This is a genomic window from Pantoea graminicola (assembly GCF_048452665.1).
Classification (GTDB): domain Bacteria; phylum Pseudomonadota; class Gammaproteobacteria; order Enterobacterales; family Enterobacteriaceae; genus Pantoea.
This window is the reverse complement of the sequence record NZ_JBLWSJ010000001.1, coordinates 21,752-43,674: the sequence shown is the minus strand read 5'-3', so window position 1 is coordinate 43,674 and position 21,923 is coordinate 21,752. Positions and strand designations below refer to the sequence as shown.

Genomic DNA, 21,923 nt, shown 5'->3' with positions numbered 1-21,923 from the left:
CGGTAGACCAAAAGTTCAGCATTAACAAGAAATCAGGAAAAGTGTCATAAAAAGTTCATCAGTGACGGGTAAAAAGTCGGTGCTTTACAAAAACTTTCATTTTTTTACGGCGTTCACATTGGGATTGATAGCAAATGAAGAAAAGCACACTGGCCCTGATCCTCTCCTCACTGACGCTGGCTTCTGCCGCGCAGGCTGCCGAAATCTATAACAAAGACGGCAATAAGCTGGACTTATACGGCAAGGTCAAGGCAGAGCACTACATCAGCGATAATGCCAGCGCAAACGGTGACAAGTCCTATACCCGTATCGGCTTCAAGGGTCAGACGCAGATTAACGACCTGATGACCGGTTATGGTCAGTGGGAATATCAGTATAACGTTAACAACTCCGAAGGCAGCGATGCGAACAACGGCAACAAAACCCGCCTTGGCTTTGCCGGTCTGAAGTTCTCGCAGTATGGTTCGGTGGATTATGGCCGCAACTATGGTGTGCTGTATGACGTGGAATCCTGGACCGACGTCTTCCCTGAGTTTGGCGGCGACGGCACGGCCCGCTCCGATAACTTCATGACGCAGCGCGCAACCGGCGTGGCGACCTACCGTAACAACAACTTCTTTGGCCTGGTGGATGGGCTGAAATTTGCGCTGCAGTATCAGGGCAAAAACGACGCCAGCAGCGCCAACAGCCGTACTGACATCAACCGTCAGAACGGCGACGGCTACGGCGCCTCTCTGGGCTATGCGCTGGGCGATTCCGGCGTGAGCCTGATGAGTGCCATCACCTCCTCTGATCGCACCACCCAGCAGCAGGCGCGCGCCTATGGCCGTGGTGACCGTGCGGATTCATGGGGTGCAGGCGTGAAGTATGATGCCAACAGCGTTTACCTGGCCGCGATCTACACCGACACCCGCAACATGACGCCTATCAGCGGCACCAACCGCAACACCGGCGCTGCCGTCGCGGGCGCAGCCAACAAAGCGCAGAACATCGAACTGGTGGCGCAGTATCAGTTTGATTTCGGCCTGCGTCCTTCTGTCGGTTATGTGCAGACCAAAGGCAAAGATATTGAAAACGGTATCGGCGATGCGGATCTGGTGAAATATATCGACGTGGGCGCGACCTACTACTTCAACAAAAACATGTCCGCCTTCGTGGATTACAAAATCAACCAGCTGGATGATGATAACGCGCTGTCACTCAACAACGACGACGTGGTGGCGATGGGTGTGACCTACCAGTTCTGATTGCAGAGGCCTGCCTGCGGGCAGGCGCGCCAGAACAGCCATAAAAAAAGGGCGAGTTTTTTAACTCGCCCTTTTTATGCTGAACCCTAATCAGGCGCTCAGCTTCACCGGTTTCTCATCGAAGTCGCTGGCCGGAATAAGGTCCAGTTCCTGCTCCTTCAGCATCGCTTTCAGGCGGGTGTGGAAATTCCGTAACGTCTCTTCCACGCGCGCCGTGTTCTCTTTGCCTTTGATTGTGGCTACCGACCAGTCGCCCTCTTTATCGAACAGACCGATATGGTAGACATAGGTAAAGTGGTCAGCCTGCGCTTCCAGCTCCATCCACCAGCCCCAGAATTCACGCAGCTCCGGTGCCGGTTTCACATTGACGCAGGCAGCCAGGCAGTCAAAGAAGAACCGGGTTTCGCCACATTTTCCCTCGCGAATATAGGGCCCCAGCTCCGTAAAGCGCTTAAGCAGGCGACTGCGGGGGTGACCACTTGGTAACGTCATGCTGATTCTCCGTAGGTTTGACCGCTATACAGCCCTGTTTTTCCTGGCACTCTGCTCACACCCTGGCGTAAGACAGACAGCCCGGAACAATTTCGCTACTAGTTGTAGCAAACAGTGTGAATTTTGCCAGTTACCTTTTTAGACGCTTCTCCAGCCAGTCGCAAATTTCATTCAGCGCCCTGTCGAAACTGGCTATCATCGGCTTAACCGGGATCAGCAGCGCTTTGCCGTCTGACGAGGAGTTCGCAATCAGCCTGCTCTCCTCTTCCGGGCTGAAGAGATCGTTCTGCCAGTAGCCCGACAGCATCGGCGTCGGCGTGCGGCGGCCCAGTAACCCCTGGGTTTTAAGTGAGTAGCGATTCAGTTCGGTGCGCAGCGCGCTGTCGGAGGCGGTGGCCATGCCCAGCCGGCTGGCCAGCATATCCATATACATATCCGGGATCGCATCCTGCAACGCTCTCTGGGTCAGCAGAGCGTTGACGATTGGCCCCAGACAGGCGACACCGCGCAGCCGCTGCGACTCCAGATAGGCCAGTCGCACGGCCACGTTGGCCCCGAAGCGGTAGCCAAACGCCGCCACCCGCTGATGATCGATCCACGGTACGTTTGCCAGATCGCGCAGAACCTGCTGATGGAGGAAGCTGGTGTCCTGATTCAGCGTCCATTTCACCGAGTTACCGACCGACGGCATATCGATGGTCAGCATCGCGATGCCGCGCGGGGCAAGATAGTCGTGGAAAAGACGATAGTGATCGCTCTGCAGGGAGTCGAGCGCGCCGCAGAACAGCACGGTGGGATAAGGGGCGTCCACACCCGGCGGCATGTGCAGAAAGCCGCTGACCGGGCTGCCGTTCGGGATGGCGAAGGTGAGGATTTTCAGTTCGCCGGGCAGCCGCTGCGTCGCCTCTTCATAGGCGCGATTCGCCAGGGTCTGCGCCTGATCGGCCAGCTCATCCCCTTTGATATAGGGATAGGCGGCGACGCTGTAGAGATGCGCCGCATGCAGCCAGTGGTTGCCCGCCTCGCTGTCGTCGCGGGTCTCAAGCGCCTTCTGCTGCCAGAATCCCGCCTGTCGGCACCATTCAAAGGGCCAGTTGCCGCCGCGAAACCCGATGACCGTGTCGAGCAGTGCCTCATCGGTGTGTTCAGCCCGGCTGATGGCGATTCGCGCCAGCACTTCGCTGATCTCCTGCGGCGTCAGACCACGCCATGCCCACATCAGTTTGTTGAGCATACGATACCAGCCACGCTGGCTGTCACCATCCAGGGCGGAGTGGACATCCGGGGTGGCGTGATGCTGGCGGCGAACCAGGGAAGAGGTTTCAGGATGTTTGAAGCGCGGCTTGAACAGCTCCTCGCTGAGATTTTTGCTCGACATACTCACTTCTCCTGCATCAGAACGGCGTGGGCTAAGTGTACTGTACGGCTATTCAGCGTGCGAGGCTCAGAAAGCACAACGCCCGGAAAACCGGGCGTTGTCTGATGTGTATCAATCAGTTTTTTACAATCGGCGGAATGTAGACCACGCCCATATCCCACGGCTGCTCGATCCAGGTATCCTGCGGAATATCCACGATGTAATCATCAACCAGTGCGCGACCGGCCGGTTTAGCGAAAATGGTGCAGAAACGGGCTTTCGGGTACATCTCGCGGATCGCCTGGGCGGTACCGCCGGTGTCCACCAGGTCATCGATCACGATAAACCCTTCGCCGTCGCCTTCTGCGCGCTTCAGCACTTTCATTTCGCGCTGATGATCGTGGTCGTAGCTGGAGATGCAGACGGTATCAACGTAACGGATACCCAGTTCACGGGCCAGCAGCGAAGCCGGTACCAGACCGCCGCGGCTCACCGCGATGATGCCTTTCCACTGTTCAACAGGCAGCAGGCGCTGGGCCAGTTTGCGGGCATGGATCTGAAGCATGTCCCAGGTAACGACGTATTTTTCGCTCATAGAATAGAAATCCCAGCCAACCGAAGTGGCTTAAAAATGTGCAACGGGGAAAAGGTTGCGCGAGATTATAAGGAGTTGACGCGCTAAAAACCAGCACCCGCACGCTGGTTGCGGCTTTTTAGCGCGCCGGAGAGCGCACCCGGTGAAAAACAGTGATATTCTCGGGCCTGGCTCGTCAGATTTTCTGACGGCGATTTTTCACTGGAAACTCGCGATGTCCGGCCCCGCCGGTACACGGATACAGGAGACCTGTCGTGTCTGAATTGTCTCAACTCTCTCCACAGCCACTGTGGGATATTTTCGCTAAGATCTGCTCCATTCCTCACCCCTCCTTTCACGAAGAAGCGCTGGCTGGCTACATCATGGGCTGGGCGAAAGAGCAGGGCTTCTGGTGTGAGCGCGATCAGGTCGGCAACATCCTGATCCGTAAACCCGCCACCCCGGGCATGGAAAACCGCAAGCCGGTCGCGCTGCAGGCGCATCTGGATATGGTGCCGCAGAAAAATAACGACACCGTGCATGACTTCACCAAAGATCCGATTCAGCCGTGGATCGATGGCGAGTGGGTCAAAGCGCGCGGTACCACCCTGGGCGCGGACAACGGCATCGGTATGGCCTCGGCGCTGGCGGTGCTGGCGGACAGCAGCCTGACGCATGGCCCGCTGGAAGTGCTGCTGACCATGACCGAAGAGACCGGCATGGATGGCGCGTTCGGACTGCAACCCAACTGGCTGCAGGCCGAAATTCTGATCAACACCGACTCGGAAGAAGAGGGTGAGATCTACATGGGCTGTGCGGGCGGTATCGACTTCGTCTCCACCCTGCCCCTGACCCGTGAAGCCGTTCCGGCTGACTTCCAGACCCTGAAGCTGACGCTGAAAGGGCTGCGCGGCGGTCACTCCGGCGCCGATATCCATATGGGTCTTGGCAACGCCAACAAACTGCTGGCGCGCTTCCTGGCGGCACACGCGGCCGAACTGGATCTGCGTCTGCTGGCCTTCAGCGGCGGCACGCTGCGCAATGCGATTCCGCGTGAAGCCTTCGCGACCGTGGCCGTTGAAAGCCATAAAGCCGACGCGCTGAAATCGGCGGCGGCGCAGTTCCTGAGCGCCATTAAGAACGAGCATGGCACAAAAGAGCCGAACATCGCGCTGGTCAGCGAGCCGCTGGCGCATCAGGGTGACGCCCTGAGCCGTGACAGCCGCGATCGCTTCCTTAACCTGCTGAACAGCACGCCTAACGGTGTGATCCGCAATTCAGACGTGGCAAAAGGCGTGGTGGAAACCTCACTGAACATCGGTGTGGTCACGATGGAAGATGACCACGCCGAAATCAACTGCCTGATTCGTTCCCTGATCGATACGGGCCGTGATTACGTGGTGCAGATGCTGACCTCGCTGGGCCAGCTGGCGGGCGCACAGACCAAAGCGAAAGGCGGCTATCCGGGCTGGCAGCCCGATGCGGACTCCGCCATCATGGCGCTGACCCGTGAGACCTATATCGCGCTGTTTGATAAGACCCCGAACATCCAGGTTATTCACGCGGGTCTGGAGTGCGGTCTGTTCAAAAAACCGTATCCGGACATGGATATGGTGTCGATTGGGCCTACCATCACCGGGCCACACTCGCCGGATGAGCAGGTTCACATCGAAAGCGTGGGCCTCTACTGGAAACTGCTGACCACCCTGCTGAACGTGGTCCCGAAAAAGTAATTCTGCCGCAAAAAAGTAAACCAGGCTCCGGCCTGGTTTTTTTATGCCTGCCCCTTTTCACCAGCATAATTCGCTACCTTTTTCGCGCTTCTCCCCGCTATTCCGCCACGTTCCCGCGCTTCGCTGGTTATAGACGCCATTATGTCCAGATGTCTGGATGGCTAATAAGATTTCGTGCTAGCTTATGCGCTTTCGGCTGTTGCCGCCCATCCTCCGTTCAGGAAAAAATGCGGCCAGTGATTCTTCAGGAGAGTAATGACATGCCAGGGTTAAACTGCCTTGAGATGCGTAACATCTCCATCGCTTTTGGCGGGTTTGCCGCGCTATCGTCGGTGGATTTCCGCAGCGAAGGCCATTCGGTACACGCGCTGACCGGCGCGAATGGCGCCGGGAAATCCACGCTGATGGCGATCCTCTCCGGTGCGCACCGCCACTACAGCGGTGAGATCCTGCTGGATGGCGAGCCGGTCTCTATCCGCTCGCCCCGTGAAGCCAGGCAGCGGGGGATCCACCTGGTTCAGCAGGAAGTGGATGTGGCGCTGGTGCCGCAGCTCAGCGTGGCGGAAAACATCCTGCTGGATCGGCTGGCTGAACCCGGACACCGCTATCGCTGGGGGGAGGTCCGCCGTCAGGCGCGGGCGCTGCTGGCAGAGCTCGACGTGACGCTGGACGTCAACCGGCTGGTCGGGCGCTGCACCCTGGCGGAAAAACAGCAAATTTTGCTGGCACGGGCGCTCTCCCACCACTGCCGCTTCCTGATTCTGGATGAACCCACCGCCCCGCTGGATCAGCACGAGAGCGAACGGCTGTTTGCCGTGGTGCGTCGTCTGCAGCGCAGCGGCATCGGCGTGGTCTTTATCTCTCACCGCATCCATGAGCTGAAAGCGATCTGCGACCAGCTGACGGTGCTGCGCGATGGCCGCCTGGTGGAAACCGGTCCGATGGCCGCGCTCAGCGGCGAGCAGATCGTCGAGAAGATGCTGGGACATCAGCTCACCGATATCTTTCCGCCCCGCCGGCCACAGGCGGCGCAGCCGCTGCTGCTGGCGGTGGAAGGATTGCACGATGATGAGCGGCTGCAGGCTATCTCGCTGCGGCTGCACAAAGGCGAGATCCTCGGCATCGCAGGACTGGCCGGTGCCGGTAAAACCGAGCTCTGCAAGGCGCTGTTTGGTGCCAGCAAAAGCCGCATCGACCGGGGCGAACTGCATGGTCAGCCGTGGAAGCCCCGCTCTCCGCACGACTCGGTCAGCCGCCGCATGGCGCTGGTGCCGGAGGAGCGGCGCAAAGAGGGGATCTTCATTGATGAGTCGGTCGCGATGAACCTCAGCGTCAGCGCGGACGACAGTTTTTCACGCTGGAGCCTGTTTGGTCATCGCCAGGCGTGGCGCTGGGCGGAGCAGGTTATCCGCCAGCTCCGGATCCGCACCACCGGCCCGGCTCAGACGCTGCGCCGTCTTTCCGGCGGTAATCAGCAGAAGGTGGCGATTGGCAAATGGCTGCGCAACAACGCAGACGTGCTGATTTTTGACGAGCCGACCAAGGGCGTCGATATCAAAGCGAAAACCGAACTCTTTACCCTGATCGACAGCCTGGCGCGGGAAGGCAAAGGCATTATCTACGCGTCAGGTGAATTTTCTGAACTGGTCGGCCTGTGCGACCGGATTTGCGTGCTCTGGGATGGACGTATTGTGGCCGAACTGGCCGCAGAGAACGTCACCGAAGAGACGCTTTTGCTCTATTCCACCGGAGGAACCCCAGCGTGAGCAGTAAAGAGACCCATCTGAACCTGACCGCCACACCGTGGCGTCACCAGCTGTTCGACTTCCTCTATAAATGGGGGATGTTGCTGACGGTGGTGATCCTGATCGCCGCCTTTGGCCTGGCTTCCGACAGTTTCCTGGAACCCAACAACATCATCAATATCCTGCGCTCGATTGCCATCGTGACGGTGATTGCGATCGGCGTCTCGATTTCGCTGACCGTGGGCGGCTTTGATCTCTCGGTGGGGTCAACCGCCTCGCTGGCGAATGCGCTGGTGATCTCCCTCTTTGTCTGGTACGGCTTTGGCACCACCAGCGCGATCCTGATCACCCTGGCGCTCTGCACGCTGGTCGGGCTGTTCAACGCCTTTCTGATTGTTATCCTGCGTATCCCCGACATGCTGGCGACGCTGGCCACCCTGTTTGTGATTCAGGGTGTGGCGATGACCTACAGTTTTGGCGGCTCAATCACCGAGAACATGGTACTGCCGAGCGGCGATATGGCCGAAGGCACCATTCCGGCGGCCTTTGGCCTGCTCGGCCAGGTGCCGACCATCGTGATTATCATGCTGGTGGTGACCGTTGCGGCGCAGCTGGCGCTGTCGCTGACCAAACATGGCCGCCGGATGTATGCGCTGGGCGGCAACCCGGAAGCGGCACATCTGTCGGGCATCCGCACCACCCGCTATCGGGTGCTGGCGTATGTAATCGCCTCGCTGCTGGCGGGTCTGGGCGGCATCCTGCTCGCCTCGCGTATCGGCTCTTCTCAGGTCAACGCCGGAAGCGGCTACCTGATGGATGCGGTCGCGGCGGCGTGGATCGGCTTCTCGCTGGCGGGTTCCGGCAAGCCGAATGCGCTCGGCACGCTGGTCGGCGCGGTGATCCTCGGCGTGCTGCAGAACGGGCTGGTGATGCTCTCCGTTCCTTACTATGCCATGGACATTATTAAAGGACTGGTGCTGGCCTTAGCGCTGGCGATCACCTATATCCAGCGCCGCTGAGGCGCATTTACCGGAGTTAATAACAATGCAAAAAATCACACTCTCGCTGCTGGCCCTGAGCCTGCTGAACGCCAGCGCCGCCTTCGCGGACGCCGTTACGCCGGTGCCTGCCGCTATCGCCAGCCATGACGGCCCGATTCGTATCGCCGTGATCCGCAACCTCGGTTCCGATGACAACACCACCCAGTTTGTGGCTGGCGCGATCCAGCAGGGCCGTCAGCTGGGCTTTAAGGTCAGTACCTTCCTGAGCAACGGCGATGACGCGCGCTTTCAGGATTTCGTGAATCAGGCGATCAGCCAGAAGTATGACGGCATCGTGCTGTCACACGGTAAAGCGCCCTACGCCAGTGGTCTGGTGAAGCGGATCGCCGATGCGGGCATTAAGCTATCGGTGTTCGATACGCCGGTAGACAGCCCGGTTCCGGGCGTCACCGTGACTGCCCAGGATGACGCCTCGCTGGCGCAGCTGTCGCTGGGCCAGCTCATCAGTGATTTCCACGGCAAGGCGAAGATCGTCAAACTGTGGGTCGCCGGCTTCCCGCCGATGGAACGCCGTCAGGTCGTGTATGAAAAGCTGCTGAAAGAGAATCCGGGCATCCGGCAGCTTGAGTCGATTGGTGCGGTCTCAACCGACGTCCAGGGTGACACGGCGAATAAGATCGGCGCGATTCTGGCGAAATACCCGAAAGGTCAGATCGACGCCATCTGGGGGGCGTGGGATGCCTTCAGTCAGGGCGCATATAAAGCGTTGCAGGAGAATGGCCGCACCGAGATCAAGCTCTACAGCATCGACGTGTCAAACCAGGATCTGCAACTGATGCGCGAGAAAAACAGCCCGTGGGTGCAGACGGTGGCGGTCGATCCGAAAACCATCGGCGCGGTGAATATGCGTCTGGTGGCGAAGAAGATTGCCGGTGAAGAGACGCCAGCCACATACCAGTTCAAAGCCGCGTCGATTTCGCAGCAGCAGCTGAGCAGCCAGCCGGGCGCGGTCAACGTCGCCTCGCTGAACAAAATCATTCCGGGCTGGGGCGATAATCAGGATTTCGTTGCGCCGTGGTTCGCCACCCTGGCGGCGAAAAACAGCAAGTAAAAGGCGGGCCGTTACAGCCCCAGCAGTAGCTGACGCTCAAGCTGGGGATCGACCATCGTCACATGTAACCCCACCAGCCGCACGCCTCGCCCGGCACGACGCTCATCCCAGGTCTTGCGGGCGATGGCTATCATGTCCTCTTTATTCAGCACCGGCCAGATATGCTCCTGGGTCGTCTGCTGAAAGTCGCTGAACTTCAGTTTGACGCCCTGACGCGCCACCTGCTTATCGGGTCGGATCCGGGTCAGACGGCGATCCAGCTCGGCATAGAGAAAATCGATAATCTCCAGGCACGCCTCCCAGTCGCTGATATCTTCCGCCAGCGTGCGCTCAACGCCCAGCGATTTACGCTCGCGCTCCACAATCACGCCCCGCTCATCGATGCCGTGACTGCGCTCCCACAGCACCCGGCCAAACTTACCAAAACGCTTCAGCAGCAGCGCCAGGTCCGCTTTCTGCACGTCGCCGCAGGTGGCCAGCCCCATCTCCTCCAGCTTTTTAGCCGACACTTTGCCGACGCCGGGAATTTTCGCCAGCGGCAGGGTCAGCAGAAAACCGGCCATCTCCGGCGGTGTGATCACATACTGGCCGTCCGGCTTGTTGAGGTCAGAGGCGATCTTCGCCAGAAACTTAATCGGGGCGATCCCGGCCGAGGCGGTAAGTCCGGTTTCACGAAAAATGGTGGCGCGGATCGCCTGGGCCATCAGCGTCGCCGAGCCGTGACAGTGCGGGCTGTCGGTCACATCCAGATAGGCTTCATCCAGCGAGAGCGGTTCAATCAGTGAGGTGTAGCGGGTAAAGATCTCACGGATCTGCGCAGAGGCTTCTTTATAGGCGTCAAAGCGGCCCGGCAGCAGACGCAGATGCGGGCAGAGTTTAAGCGCCATGCCGGTGGGCATCGCACTGCGCACGCCATATTTGCGGGCCGGATAGTTGGCGGTGCTGATCACGCCGCGACGTTCGCGGCTGCCACCAATGGCGATCGGGATATCGCGCAGCTGGGGATTGTCACGCATCTCCACCGCGGCATAGAAGCAGTCCATATCGACATGAATGATTTTACGCATACCCCCCTCCGGCACTGGATAAGTATACAGCTGGCGGACGTAACTGCAATCGCTGTCGCGTTGAGGATTAAAGTTTACAAATTTCTGACCGAATAACTGCCAGTAATTCGCGAATTTGACTGAGACCGTCTTGCTAAAAAAACAGACAATGTTTAATGTTGCGCTGCGGTAGCGGACAGTTCCGATAATGCAAGCAGAGACGCACAATTTGCGTCATGTTCTCTTCACCTCAAGGTACACACAGCATGGGCAAAATCGCACTCCTGTTTGCGATGATTTTACTGCCAGCCCTCAGCATGGCAATGACTCCCGAACCCGTTCAGACAGCGGCACCGGTCAGCAAAGAGTTAAAGAAACAGTTACTTGGCACCCCGGTTTATATCCAGATCTTCAAGGAAGAACGCACACTCGAACTTTACGGCAAAATCGGTAACGAATACCGCCTGCTGGATACCTACCGCATCTGTAACTTTTCGGGTGGCCTCGGCCCGAAACGCCGCGAAGGCGATTTCAAAAGCCCGGAAGGTTTTTACAACGTGAGGCTGAATCAGCTGAAGCCGGACAGCCGGTTTTATCGCGCGATCAACATCGGCTTCCCGAATCAGTATGACCGCAATCAGGGCTACAGCGGCAACTATCTGATGATCCATGGCGACTGCAAGTCAATCGGCTGCTATGCCATGACCAACGCCTATATGGATGAGATTTTTACCTATGTGAATGCCGCGCTGCGTAACGGCCAGCAGGATGTCAGCATCAGCATTTATCCGTTCCGCATGACCGACAGCAACATGCAGCGTCACCGCTACTCCGCCTACGCCAGTTTCTGGCAGCAGCTGCAGCCGGGATACGCCTGGTTTGCGAAGTATCACCAGCCGCCGGTGGTGAGTGTCGCCAGCGGCAAATATGTGATGAGCAGCCCGGCACCGGTTTTAGCCAGTCCCGAAGCCGCTTCACGCTCCTTCCTGGCGCTCTCCAAGGCAGAATAAGGCCCATTCACCTGGCGCAATCCGCTGCCAAGTTTCATTGGCCGTCAGCGGCTGCGTTGCGATCACCGTCACCACGTCATGCGGCGTGGTGTGCTGCTGAAAATCAACCTCCACATCCTGATCCAGCAGCTGCGCCCGGCCAAAGGGCGCGCGGCGGGTGATCCAGAAGAGATTGGTCGAACAGAAGGCCATCAGATAACGGCCATCTGACAGCAGCATGTTAAACACGCCCTTCTGCCGCAACGTTCCCGCCAGCTCCCCGATAAAACGAAACACCGCAGGCCAGTTGCCCGGCGTACGCGGGTAGCGCGTGGCCAGCTGATGCAGGATCCAGCAGAACGCTTTTTCACTGTCCGTTTCGCCAACCGGCCGGAAGGTGCCGGTTTCCAGCTGACGATAGCCTTTGAGCTGACCGTTGTGCGCATAGGTCCAGTTGCGGCCCCACAGTTCGCGGGTAAACGGGTGCGTATTTTCCAGCGACACCTGGCCGCGGTTCGCCTGGCGGATATGCGCCACCACCGAATGCGATTTGATGGGGTACTCCTGCACCAGGCGCGCAATCGGCGAGTTAAAGCTCGGCAGCGGATCTTTAAACGTACGGCAGCCTTTATCTTCGTAAAAAGTAATGCCCCAGCCATCTTTGTGAGGTCCGGTTCCACCGCCACGCTGAACCAGTCCGGTAAAGCTGAAACAGATATCCGTGGGAACATTGGCGCTCATCCCGAGCAATTCGCACATAGCCACCGCCTTAGATTAAGCGGCCCCCCGCGAGCGGGAAGCCGGCGCAATTACTTCACCATCTCTTTTTCGATCAGCAGCATCAGGATATGGATGACTTTGATGTGGATCTCCTGGATGCGATCGGCATAACCAAAGTGCGGCACCCGGATTTCAATATCGGCACTGCCCGCCATCTTACCGCCATCTTTACCGGTCAGGGTGATCACTTTCATCCCCTGCGCACGCGCCGCCTCAATTGCCTTAATGATGTTGGCAGAGTTACCGGAGGTGGAAAGACCCAGCAGCACATCGCCCGGCCGCCCTACCGCTTCCACGTAGCGTGAAAAGACGTAGTCGTAGCCAAAGTCGTTACTGACGCAGGAGAGATGGCTGACGTCGGAGATGGCAATCGCCGGATAACCAGGACGGTTTTCACGGTAACGGCCGGTCAGCTCTTCGGCGAAATGCATCGCATCGCAATGGGAGCCGCCGTTACCGCAGGAAAGCACCTTGCCGCCCGCTTTGAAGCTGTCAGCCAGCAGCACCGCAGCACGCTGGATCGCATGGATATTGGCATCGTCACTGAGGAATGTGTTCAGCGTGTCAGCAGCTTCATTAAGCTCAGCGCGGATGATGTCCTGGTACATAGGGGTGTCCTTTTGTAGGAGAGGTTAATCGCAGCAAGTTTAACGGAATGGCCCGTCAGCGCAAAGCGTCATGCCGGGCCGTGGCGGTGATTCTGACCGCCGCTACTGATGAAAAAACAGACAGAGCGGGGATTTTGTGAGGCAGGTTGTAATTGCGATGTAAACAAATTGATAAATCGGGCCAACTGCTCTAAACCTCTCTACATAACAGGTCAGACCTCTTACTACTTGGAGCGGTTCACTATGATGGTTGTTTCGATACTTGCCACGGTGGCGCTAATCGGCGCCCTGTTCTATCACCGCCTGTCGTTACGGCTGAGCAGCGCGATCCTGCTGCTCTGGACCGCCGCGATGGCTGTCGCTCACCTCTGGACGCCGTGGCTGCTGCTGCCGCTGGCGATCATTCTGTTGCCGTTTAACCTGCCGTCGCTGCGTCGCAGCCTGTTTTCAGCGCCGATCTTTCAGCGTTTCCGTAAGGTGATGCCGCCGATGTCGCGCACCGAAAAAGAGGCGATCGATGCGGGCACCACCTGGTGGGAAGGCGACCTGTTCCAGGGCAAACCGGACTGGCAGAAGCTGCACAATTATCCGCAGCCGCGTCTGACCGCCGAGGAGCAGGCGTTTCTCGACGGCCCGGTTGAAGAAGCGTGCCGTATGGCCAACGATTTCCAGATCACCCATGAGCTGGCCGATATGCCGCCGGAACTCTGGGCCTATCTGAAAGAGCATCGTTTCTTCGCGATGATCATCAAGAAAGAGTATGGCGGCCTCGAGTTCTCCGCCTATGCGCAGGCCTGCGTGCTGCAAAAACTGGCGGGCGTCTCCGGCATTCTGGCGATCACCGTCGGCGTGCCTAACTCACTCGGCCCGGGCGAACTGCTGCAGCACTACGGCACCGACGAGCAGAAAAATCACTACTTACCACGCCTGGCGCGCGGTGACGAGATCCCCTGCTTTGCACTGACCAGCCCGGAAGCGGGTTCTGATGCCGGGGCGATCCCCGACACCGGCGTGGTCTGCATGGGCGAATGGCAGGGCAAACAGGTGCTGGGTATGCGCCTGACCTGGAACAAGCGCTACATTACGCTGGCGCCGATTGCGACCGTGCTGGGCCTGGCCTTCAAACTGTCTGACCCGGATCATCTGCTCAGCGACAACGAAAACCCGGGCATCACCTGTGCGCTGATCCCGACGCATACGCCTGGCGTGGAGATTGGTCACCGCCACTTCCCGCTGAACGTGCCCTTCCAGAACGGCCCGACCCGCGGCAAAGATATCTTTGTGCCGATTGACTACATTATCGGCGGGCCGGAAATGGCCGGTCAGGGCTGGCGGATGCTGGTCGAGTGTCTGTCAGTGGGTCGCGGCATTACGCTGCCCTCAAACTCAACCGGCAGCCTTAAAACGGTGGCGCTGGCAACCGGCGCCTACGCCCACATCCGTCGTCAGTTCCGTCTCTCTATCGGCAAGATGGAAGGGATCGAGGAGCCTCTGGCGCGCATCGCCGGTAACGCTTACGTAATGGACGCCGCGGCCACGCTGATTACCGCCGGGATTATGCAGGGCGAAAAACCGGCGGTGCTGTCGGCGATTGTGAAATATCACTGCACCCATCGCGGTCAGCGCGCCATTATCGACGCCATGGATATTGCCGGGGGTAAAGGCATTATGCTCGGCAACAGCAACTTCCTGGCTCGCGCCTATCAGGGTGCGCCTATCGCTATTACGGTGGAAGGCGCGAACATCCTGACCCGCAGCATGATTATCTTCGGTCAGGGTGCTATCCGCTGCCATCCCTATGTTCTGCAGGAGATGGCGGCGGCCGCCAGCAACGACGTTAACGCGTTTGACCGGGCGCTGTTCAGCCACATCGGCCATGTCGGCAGCAGCGCCATGCGCAGCCTGTGGCTGGGGATCACCGCCGGACGGACCAGCGCCAGCCCGACCCGCGACAGCACCCGCCGTTACTATCAGCACCTGAACCGCATCAGCGCGAACCTGGCGTTGCTCTCTGATGTGTCGATGGCCGTGCTGGGCGGCAGCCTGAAGCGGCGTGAGCGCATCTCGGCGCGTCTGGGTGATGTGCTGAGCCAGCTCTATCTTGCCTCGGCGACGCTGAAACGTTATGACGATGAGGGCCGCAATGAAGCCGATCTGCCGCTGGTGCACTGGGGTGTGCAGGATGCGCTGCACCAGGCCGAAGAGGCGATGGACGATCTGCTGCGTAACTTCCCGAACCGGCTGGTGGCGGGCGCCCTGCGGATGACGCTGTTCGCGGGCGGACACCACTGCCCTGCACCGTCTGACCGTCTGGATCATCAGCTGGCGAAAATGCTGCAGCAGCCCTCCGCGACCCGCAGCCGCCTGGGCCGTGGCATGTACCTGACGCCGAGCGAACATAACCCTGCCGGTCAGCTGGAACAGGCGCTGCAGGATGTCATGGCGGCCGAGGTGATTCATGACCGGCTGTGCAAACAGACGAAACAGCCTCTCTCCTTTACCCGGCTGGATGCGCTGGCGAAGCGCGGGCTGGAGCAGGGCTGGATCGATGCGAAAGAGGCTGAGATCCTGCAGCGTGCCGAAGTGAGCCGTCTGCGGTCGATTAACGTCGATGAGTTTGAGCCGGACGCACTGGCGGTGGCGGTGCCTGAGAAAGCGCCTCAGCCTGCGTCACGGGCGAGTGAGGCGGCCTAGAATCGGGAGCCGATGTGATGCCGGCTCCGGGTAGTGACCCTGTGCGCCCGGAGCCAGAACTGTTTTCAGAGGCCGACTTCCCGTCGGCCTTTTTTTATCCCGCCTGACGGATGCGGGCAATCAGCGCATCCGCATCTTCTACATGATCCGCCGCCAGAATCAGCGTGCGGCCCAGGTTAATCGCATTGCGGATGCAGTCGGTGCGCATCGCCGGATCGGCAATCAGCTTCATATCGGCGACGTGGGACATCCCCACCGTGCGGCGAATCAGTTCGGTTCCGCAGTAACCAATGGTGTCTGCCCAGACTTTGCGCAGAAACGCGGCCGCGTAGCCCGGCCAGGCCAGCGCCTGATCGCGGGTTTTCTCTTCTGCCAGCGCCATGAAGCGTGCGGCAAAGGTCGTCCAGAGCGTATGTATATCGCTGAGGCGCTGTTCGCGTGCATCGGCCGCCTCGCGCGGCGCCAGCAGCCCTGGCAGGCCGCAGTAGTTAATCAGCAGGTTCCCGATAGCGGTACCGACGTCAAAACCGATAGGGCCAAAATAGCCAAATTCCGCATCAATCGCCTTGAGGCTGCCGTCCGCCACAAAGATCGAGCCGCTGTGGATATCCCCGTGCAGCAGTGCTTCGGCATGGGCAAAGAAGCGATGTTTCAGGCCGCCCACCGCAATGCGCAGCGCAGCGTCGTCGCGCAGGCTGGCGACGAGTGGCTCCAGCGCGGCGGGATAGCTGTTGCGCTCATGACCGGTGTAGGGATCGTTAAAAAAGAGATCTTCGGTGATTTCACACATTTCCGGATTGATGAACCGCGCCACTTCCGCTTTTTTCTGGTGCGGATGCAGGATGAAATCGGAGGTGTGAAACAGGGTTTCTGCCAGATAGACGCCTAACTGCCGGGCCGCTTCCGGGTAGTAAACCCCCTTCACCAGCTCGCCGCGCCAGATGCGATGGCTGGAGAGATCCTCCATCACCATCACCGCCAGATTCGCATCGTAATGGGTTATCTGCACCGTGTGCTGCGGACAATATTTGTAATGCTCGACCAGCGTCTGCGCTTCCAGCCGCGCCCTGTCCAGCGTCAGCGGCCACGACTCACCCACGCAGCGCACGTAAGGCAGCGCCTGCTTGACCACCACCCGGCTGGTACCCTGGTCGTCATAGATCTTAAACACCAGGTTGAGGTTGCCATCACCAATCTCTTCTGCCCGGCTCAGTGCAGCAGGATTGTCCACACCGCCAAATTGCCGGGCATAGTCCACAGCATCAGCAGCAGTAAAGGTATGGTATTGCGACATTGCCTTTTCCTCATCAATCGAAGGGGGATGACCAGGGATAATAAGCCGTTCAGACGTCTATACATCCGTTCAGCATGTTGGCACAATACCTGTCATTAACGCAACATGGATTTCACCCACAATGCAGACACTTAAAACTACCAGTTTACAGGTTCGTGACAATCAGCTCTGGATCCTCGACCAGCAGGCGCTGCCGCAGAAGAAAAACTGGCTGCCAGCACACAGCGTGCCGCAGTTGATTGAGCATATTCATGCGTTGCGGGTGCGCGGTGCGCCGCTGATTGGGCTTTCCGCCTCGCTGCTGCTGGCGCTGCTGGCCGGTCAGGGCGAGACACGCGCTGCACTGGCGCAGGCGCTGGAGACCCTGCGCGCCGCCCGTCCTACCGCGGTCAATCTGATGAATAATCTGGATCGAATGAAAGTGGCACTGGCGCAGCCGGACTTTGCCTCCGCGCTGGCGGAGGAGGCCTGGCGGCTGGTGCAGGAAGATAAGCAGTTGTGTGACGCCATCGCAGAGGCGGGCTGCACGCTGGTGAAACCCGGCAGCCAGCTTCTGACTCACTGCAATACCGGCGGACTGGCGACGGCGGGTGTCGGTACTGCGCTGGGTGTTATCGCACGGGCGCATCAGCAGGGTCGGGTAATAAATGTCTGGGTGGATGAGACCCGTCCCCTGCTTCAGGGAGGGCGTCTGACCGCCTGGGAGCTGGGTGAACTGGGGGTGCCCTACACCCTGATTACCGACGCCATGGCCGCCAGCCTGATGGCGCGCGGCGAGGTGGATGCGGTCTGGGTCGGCGCGGACCGCATTGCCGCCAACGGCGATGTGGCGAACAAAATTGGCACCTATAGCCTGGCGGTGCTGGCCCACTATCATCAGATCCCGTTCTACGTCGCGGCTCCGCATACCACGCTGGATCGCCACTGTCCTGATGGCGCCTCCATTCCGATCGAGCAGCGGGCCGCCAGCGAAGTCACGGGCGTTGCGGGCAGCTTTGGCAGCGTTCAGTGGGCGCCGGAGGCGGCGAAGGTTTTCAACCCGGCGTTTGATGTCACGCCTGCCGCCCTGATCAGCGGCTGGATACTGGACACCGGCGTGGTGACGCCCGATCAGGTGCGGGATGGCCACTTTCAGCCACGATAATGCGCTGTGAGGCGCGGGCTGCGCGGCCCGACGCCTCACGCGCAGAGTGACCGGTTACGCCAGACGCGGATAGGCATCCGCTATCTTATCGCCGGTGAAGTTCGCCACCCAGCCTTCCTGATTATCGAAGATACGGATCGCGGTAAAGTGCGGTGACGAGCCCATGTCAAACCAGTGGGGCGTGCCCGCTGGCACCGAGATCAGATCGTTCTTTTCACAGAGGATCTGCAGGATCTCGCCATCCAGATGCAGACAGAAGAGTCCGGCCCCTTCGACAAAGAAGCGCACCTCATCTTCGCCGTGCGTATGCTCGTTAAGAAACTTCTCGCGCAACACCGTTTTCTGCGGATTGTCGGCGCGCATGCTGATGACATCCCAGCTCTGATAGCCCTTCTCCGCTACCAGCCGATCGATAGCGTGCTGATACGCCCGGATAACGGTTTCGGCGTCCGGATTGTCACCCAGGTTGCGATCCGCTTCCCAGCGTTCAAAACGGACGCCTTTGGTGTTCAGGCGATCGCGGATCGCCTCTGCGTCAGTGCTATGCCACACCGGCTGCGCGGCGTCACGATCGGTAAAAATAGTCAGTGCACTCATCCTAAATCGACTCCGGGTTAATCTGGGAAAAATCGGTGACCTGCCGATGGCGGCTCTCAGGATCCGCCTCGCCACGCAGCAGTTGCCGCGTCTGCCAGCCCGCCTCCGCAGCCGCATCCAGCTCCTGATGAATATCGGAGAGAAACAGCAGCTGCTCCGCTGGCTGGCCGATCTCAGCAGCAATCGCCCGATAGGCGGTGACCTCACGTTTGGCCCCGACGTGGGTGTCAAAATAACCGCTCAACAGGTCAGTAATATCACCTTCGTCGCTGTAGCCAAATAACAATTTCTGCGCCGCCACCGAACCGGAGGAATATACATAGAGTTCAATACCCTGCGCCTTCCAGTGGCGCAGCGCAGGCACGACGTCGGGATAGAGATGGCCGGTAAAACTGCCGTTGAGATAGCCGTCGCGCCAGATCATGCCCTGCAGGGCTTTCAGGCCGGTGGATTTACGATCCTGATCCATGAAATCCAGCAGGATCGCCGTCACCGCCGCCAGATCGGCCTCGGGCTGACCAGCTTCATCGCGCACCGACTGCAGCGCCGCGGCAACCTCAGGTCGATCGGCATGGTCGCGCACAAACGCGGGCAGATGCTGGCGCGCAAAGGGGAACAGGATGTTATGTACAAAGCGGATATCGCTGGTGGTGCCTTCGATATCGGTGACAATCGCGTGAATCATGCTCTCTCCAGCAGGCGACGTTGACGTTCGCATTCAAATAAAAATTCCAGACCTTCCAGATGGCGGCGTGCTTCGCTGACGTCCCGGCCCCAGCAGGTTAAGCCGTGGCCGCGCAGCAGAAAGCCATAGCGCAGCGGAAAACGGGCGGCGTAATCTTCTATTTCCGACGCCAGCGCCGCGATATCCTGGCTGTTGTCGAACAGCGGGATCGCCACGGTATCCAGATGCGTCTGCTGTCCGCTTAGCGATTTTTGCATCTCATAGCCGTGCAGCAGCAGCGCCGCCCCCTGCTCCACCCGCGACAGCACGGTCGAATTAACCGTATGGGTATGCAACACCGCGCCCGCCTCGGGAAAGAGGCGATAGATCATCGTGTGCAGCCCGGTTTCTGCCGACGGCTTACGGCCCGACAGTGACTGGCTGGAGGCGATATCAACCTCAATGAAATCATCCCGCGTCAGCATACCTTTGTCTTTGCCCGATTCGCTCAGCAGGCAGACATGCGCATCGCGACGCACGGACATATTCCCGCCGGTGGCTGGCGCCCAGCCTTTCGCCCCAATCCAGTGACAGGCAGCGACCAGCTGATCTAACGGAAGAGTCTGCGACATAACGGTTCCTTGCGGTGAAATGTGATATCGGGTGGCGTAAACAGCGGTAAAGGCTATCAAAACAGAACAACTCAAAACGATTAAACAGTCAGCAAGCGCAGGAAATCATAGAATCCTGTTCCCCGGTAGCTGATACACGCCAGTGACCGGGTAAGCCCCTGCCGCCCGCGCCGCTGAAATGCGGAGCATGACGCATTTAGCCGTCTAAGCGTCTTGATTGCCAAATACTATCATCCTGTTTATAGTGGCACAAACCCCGGGTGACACCGCATCAATCTTCGCGCTTAAGGCCTGACACCATGACGCAGCACAACCTGATCCCCGAGAGTAAGCTTCCTTTACTCGGCACCACGATTTTCAGCCAGATGAGTGCGCTGGCTCAGCAGCACAACGCCATCAACCTCTCGCAGGGCTTTCCTGATTTCAGCGGTCCCGACTATCTGCAGCAGCGGCTGGCGTTTCATGTCAGCCAGGGGGCAAACCAGTATGCGCCGATGACCGGTGTGCTGCCGTTGCGTGAGGCGATTGCTGAGAAAACCGCGCGGCTTTATGACTACCGGCCAGATGCTGAGACGGAGGTGACTGTGACGGCGGGCGCCACCGAGGCGCTCTATGCGGCGATTACCGCGCTGGTGCGGCCGGGCGATGAGGTGATCTGCTTCGATCCCAGCTACGACAGCTATGCGCCTGCGGTCGCGCTGGCGGGCGGCATTATGAAACGCATTGCGCTGCAGCCGCCCGCTTTCCGCGTCGACCGGGCAGCCTTTGCTGCCCTGCTGAGTGACAAAACCCGATTGGTGATCCTGAACACGCCACACAATCCGTCTGCCACCGTCTGGCAGCAGCAGGATTTCGCCGCGTTGTGGGAGGCGATTGCCGCCCGGCCGATCTATGTGCTGAGCGACGAAGTCTATGAGCATATCTGCTTCGATGAGGCGGGCCACGCCAGCGTGCTGGCCCATCCTGAGCTGCGTCAGCGGGCCATAGCGGTCTCCTCGTTTGGCAAAACTTTCCATATGACCGGCTGGAAAGTGGGTTACTGCATTGCGCCTGCGGCGATCAGCGCCGAGCTGCGCAAGGTGCATCAGTACCTGACCTTCTCAGTGAATACCCCGGCGCAGCTGGCGATGGCGGATATGCTGCGTGAGCATCCGGAACATTATTATGCGCTGCCGGCGTTTTATCGCGACCGCCGCGACAGGCTGGCAACGGCGCTGGCCGCCAGCCGTTTTAAGGTTTTGCCCTGCCAGGGCACCTACTTCCTGCTGGTGGATTACAGTGCCATTTCTGACCTGGATGATGTCAGCTTTTGCCAGTGGCTGACCCGCGAAGTGGGTGTCGCCGCGATCCCACTCTCGGTGTTCTGCGCCGCCCCTTTTCCTCATAAACTGATTCGCCTCTGTTTTGCTAAACAGCCGGCGACCCTGGATGCCGCCGCGGAGCGCCTATGTCAGCTTTAAAAATTACGCTGTTGCAGGAGACACTGAGCTGGATGGATGGCGAAGCCAATCTGCGCCATTTCGACGCGCAGCTGGCCGGTCTCACCGGCCGCGATCTGATTATCCTGCCGGAGATGTTTACCACCGGCTTTGCGATGGAGGCCGCGAAAAGCTCGCTGCCCGAGGCGCAGGTGATTGAATGGCTGCATCAGCATGCCCGGCGCACTGATGCCCTGATTGGCGGCAGCGCGGCGATCCAGACCGAAAACGGCGCGGTAAACCGTTTCCTGCTGGTCGCGCCCGACGGCACGGTGCATCCGTATGATAAGCGCCACCTGTTCCGGATGGCGGATGAGCATCACCACTATCTGCCCGGCGAGCAGCGTCAGGTGTTTGCGTGGCGCGGCTGGCGGATCCTGCCACAGATCTGTTATGACCTGCGCTTCCCGGTCTTCTCACGCAACCGCAACGATTACGACCTGGCGCTCTACGTCGCCAACTGGCCTGCGCCGCGTGCGCGGCACTGGCAGGCGCTGCTGTTAGCGCGGGCGATTGAAAATCAGGCCTACGTGGCAGGCTGCAACCGCGTCGGCAGCGACGGCAATCAGCATCACTACAGCGGCGACAGCCAGATTATCTCCCCGCAGGGCGAGATCCTCAGCGCGGCCGAGCCGCATCAGCGCGCCCGGCTGGATGCCGAACTGTCGCTGGAGACGCTCAACGCCTACCGCGAGCGCTTCCCGGCCTGGCAGGATGCGGATCGTTTTTCACTGTAG

Annotated in this window: 20 protein-coding genes; 10 read left to right on the top strand and 10 right to left on the bottom strand. The window is 59.4% G+C overall.

The features are described 5' to 3' along the window. Positions 1–134 precede the first annotated feature (134 nt). Positions 135–1,247 (top strand): porin OmpC, encoded by a 1,113-nt coding sequence (gene ompC, locus ACNY69_RS00225; RefSeq protein WP_111142277.1) that lies wholly within the window; start codon positions 135–137, stop codon positions 1,245–1,247. A gap of 90 nt (positions 1,248–1,337) precedes the next feature. Here the strand turns inward: ompC and crl are convergent, their stop codons facing one another. The 3 genes from crl to gpt form a co-directional block, all read right to left on the bottom strand. Beyond that, positions 1,338–1,739: a sigma factor-binding protein Crl gene (crl, locus tag ACNY69_RS00220; protein WP_111142234.1), complete on the bottom strand. Its 402-nt coding sequence runs from the start codon at positions 1,737–1,739 to the stop codon at positions 1,338–1,340. A 130-nt stretch (positions 1,740–1,869) separates the two neighbouring features. Further along, entirely contained in the window at positions 1,870–3,117 is a 1,248-nt protein-coding gene (frsA, locus tag ACNY69_RS00215; protein ID WP_111142235.1) for an esterase FrsA, read from the bottom strand. Between the two features lie 115 nt (positions 3,118–3,232). Continuing rightward, entirely contained in the window at positions 3,233–3,691 is a 459-nt protein-coding gene (gene gpt / locus ACNY69_RS00210; protein ID WP_111142236.1) for a xanthine phosphoribosyltransferase, read from the bottom strand. A 254-nt stretch (positions 3,692–3,945) separates the two neighbouring features. Between gpt and pepD the strand changes: the two genes are divergently transcribed. The 4 genes from pepD (at position 3,946) to ACNY69_RS00190 (ending at position 9,260) form a co-directional block, all read left to right on the top strand. Continuing rightward, positions 3,946–5,403 (top strand): beta-Ala-His dipeptidase, encoded by a 1,458-nt coding sequence (gene pepD, locus ACNY69_RS00205; protein WP_293770956.1) that lies wholly within the window; start codon positions 3,946–3,948, stop codon positions 5,401–5,403. Between the two features lie 260 nt (positions 5,404–5,663). After that, positions 5,664–7,169: a sugar ABC transporter ATP-binding protein gene (locus tag ACNY69_RS00200; RefSeq protein WP_418797106.1), complete on the top strand. Its 1,506-nt coding sequence runs from the start codon at positions 5,664–5,666 to the stop codon at positions 7,167–7,169. Next, complete coding sequence (locus tag ACNY69_RS00195; protein WP_111140152.1) at positions 7,166–8,167, top strand: ABC transporter permease; 1,002 nt, start codon at positions 7,166–7,168, stop codon at positions 8,165–8,167. The genes ACNY69_RS00200 and ACNY69_RS00195 overlap by 4 nt, the downstream gene beginning before the upstream one ends. Before the next feature lie 25 nt (positions 8,168–8,192). Continuing rightward, positions 8,193–9,260 (top strand): sugar ABC transporter substrate-binding protein, encoded by a 1,068-nt coding sequence (locus tag ACNY69_RS00190; RefSeq protein WP_111140151.1) that lies wholly within the window; start codon positions 8,193–8,195, stop codon positions 9,258–9,260. A gap of 11 nt (positions 9,261–9,271) precedes the next feature. Here the strand turns inward: ACNY69_RS00190 and dinB are convergent, their stop codons facing one another. Then, positions 9,272–10,327: a DNA polymerase IV gene (gene dinB / locus ACNY69_RS00185; RefSeq protein WP_111140150.1), complete on the bottom strand. Its 1,056-nt coding sequence runs from the start codon at positions 10,325–10,327 to the stop codon at positions 9,272–9,274. Positions 10,328–10,572: 245 nt separating this feature from the next. Here dinB and dpaA point away from each other — a divergent pair, with 245 nt between their 5' ends. Continuing rightward, positions 10,573–11,316: a peptidoglycan meso-diaminopimelic acid protein amidase gene (dpaA, locus tag ACNY69_RS00180; protein ID WP_111140149.1), complete on the top strand. Its 744-nt coding sequence runs from the start codon at positions 10,573–10,575 to the stop codon at positions 11,314–11,316. Here the strand turns inward: dpaA and ACNY69_RS00175 are convergent. Further along, the gene (locus ACNY69_RS00175; RefSeq protein WP_111140148.1) at positions 11,281–12,054 is read right to left on the bottom strand and encodes a class II glutamine amidotransferase; all 774 of its coding nucleotides are present in this window, start codon (positions 12,052–12,054) and stop codon (positions 11,281–11,283) included. The genes dpaA and ACNY69_RS00175 overlap by 36 nt on opposite strands. Positions 12,055–12,104: 50 nt before the next feature. Further along, positions 12,105–12,683 carry a D-sedoheptulose 7-phosphate isomerase gene (gene lpcA, locus ACNY69_RS00170; protein WP_111140147.1) on the bottom strand — a complete coding sequence of 193 codons (579 nt, stop codon included), beginning with the start codon at positions 12,681–12,683 and terminating at the stop codon, positions 12,105–12,107. 243 nt (positions 12,684–12,926) lie between these two features. On the opposite strand from lpcA, the gene fadE reads away from it, so the two are divergent. Further along, a complete protein-coding gene (gene fadE, locus ACNY69_RS00165) occupies positions 12,927–15,377 on the top strand; it encodes an acyl-CoA dehydrogenase FadE (protein ID WP_111140146.1) in 2,451 nt (816 codons plus the stop codon). A gap of 94 nt (positions 15,378–15,471) precedes the next feature. Here the strand turns inward: fadE and mtnK are convergent, their stop codons facing one another. After that, positions 15,472–16,671 (bottom strand): S-methyl-5-thioribose kinase, encoded by a 1,200-nt coding sequence (mtnK, locus tag ACNY69_RS00160; RefSeq protein ID WP_111140145.1) that lies wholly within the window; start codon positions 16,669–16,671, stop codon positions 15,472–15,474. Between the two features lie 121 nt (positions 16,672–16,792). Here mtnK and mtnA point away from each other — a divergent pair, with 121 nt between their 5' ends. After that, positions 16,793–17,815, top strand: a complete 1,023-nt coding sequence (gene mtnA, locus ACNY69_RS00155; protein ID WP_418797105.1) for an S-methyl-5-thioribose-1-phosphate isomerase — start codon at positions 16,793–16,795, stop codon at positions 17,813–17,815. A 54-nt stretch (positions 17,816–17,869) separates the two neighbouring features. On the opposite strand, the gene ACNY69_RS00150 is transcribed toward mtnA, so the two are convergent. Genes ACNY69_RS00150 through ACNY69_RS00140 form a run of 3 tightly spaced genes read right to left on the bottom strand, consistent with a single transcriptional unit; the run spans position 17,870 to position 19,708 of the window. Continuing rightward, positions 17,870–18,412 carry a 1,2-dihydroxy-3-keto-5-methylthiopentene dioxygenase gene (locus ACNY69_RS00150; RefSeq protein WP_111140143.1) on the bottom strand — a complete coding sequence of 181 codons (543 nt, stop codon included), beginning with the start codon at positions 18,410–18,412 and terminating at the stop codon, positions 17,870–17,872. 1 nt (position 18,413) lies between these two features. Beyond that, entirely contained in the window at positions 18,414–19,097 is a 684-nt protein-coding gene (gene mtnC, locus ACNY69_RS00145) for an acireductone synthase (protein ID WP_418797104.1), read from the bottom strand. Next, a complete protein-coding gene (locus ACNY69_RS00140; protein WP_111140141.1) occupies positions 19,094–19,708 on the bottom strand; it encodes a methylthioribulose 1-phosphate dehydratase in 615 nt (204 codons plus the stop codon). The genes mtnC and ACNY69_RS00140 overlap by 4 nt, the downstream gene beginning before the upstream one ends. 299 nt (positions 19,709–20,007) lie before the next feature. On the opposite strand from ACNY69_RS00140, the gene ACNY69_RS00135 reads away from it, so the two are divergent. Together ACNY69_RS00135 and ACNY69_RS00130 are read left to right on the top strand one after the other, a co-directional pair. Then, positions 20,008–21,168, top strand: coding sequence for a pyridoxal phosphate-dependent aminotransferase (locus tag ACNY69_RS00135; RefSeq protein WP_111140140.1), 1,161 nt, complete (start codon positions 20,008–20,010; stop codon positions 21,166–21,168). Beyond that, the gene (locus ACNY69_RS00130) at positions 21,156–21,923 is read left to right on the top strand and encodes an amidohydrolase (RefSeq protein ID WP_418797103.1); all 768 of its coding nucleotides are present in this window, start codon (positions 21,156–21,158) and stop codon (positions 21,921–21,923) included. The genes ACNY69_RS00135 and ACNY69_RS00130 overlap by 13 nt, the downstream gene beginning before the upstream one ends.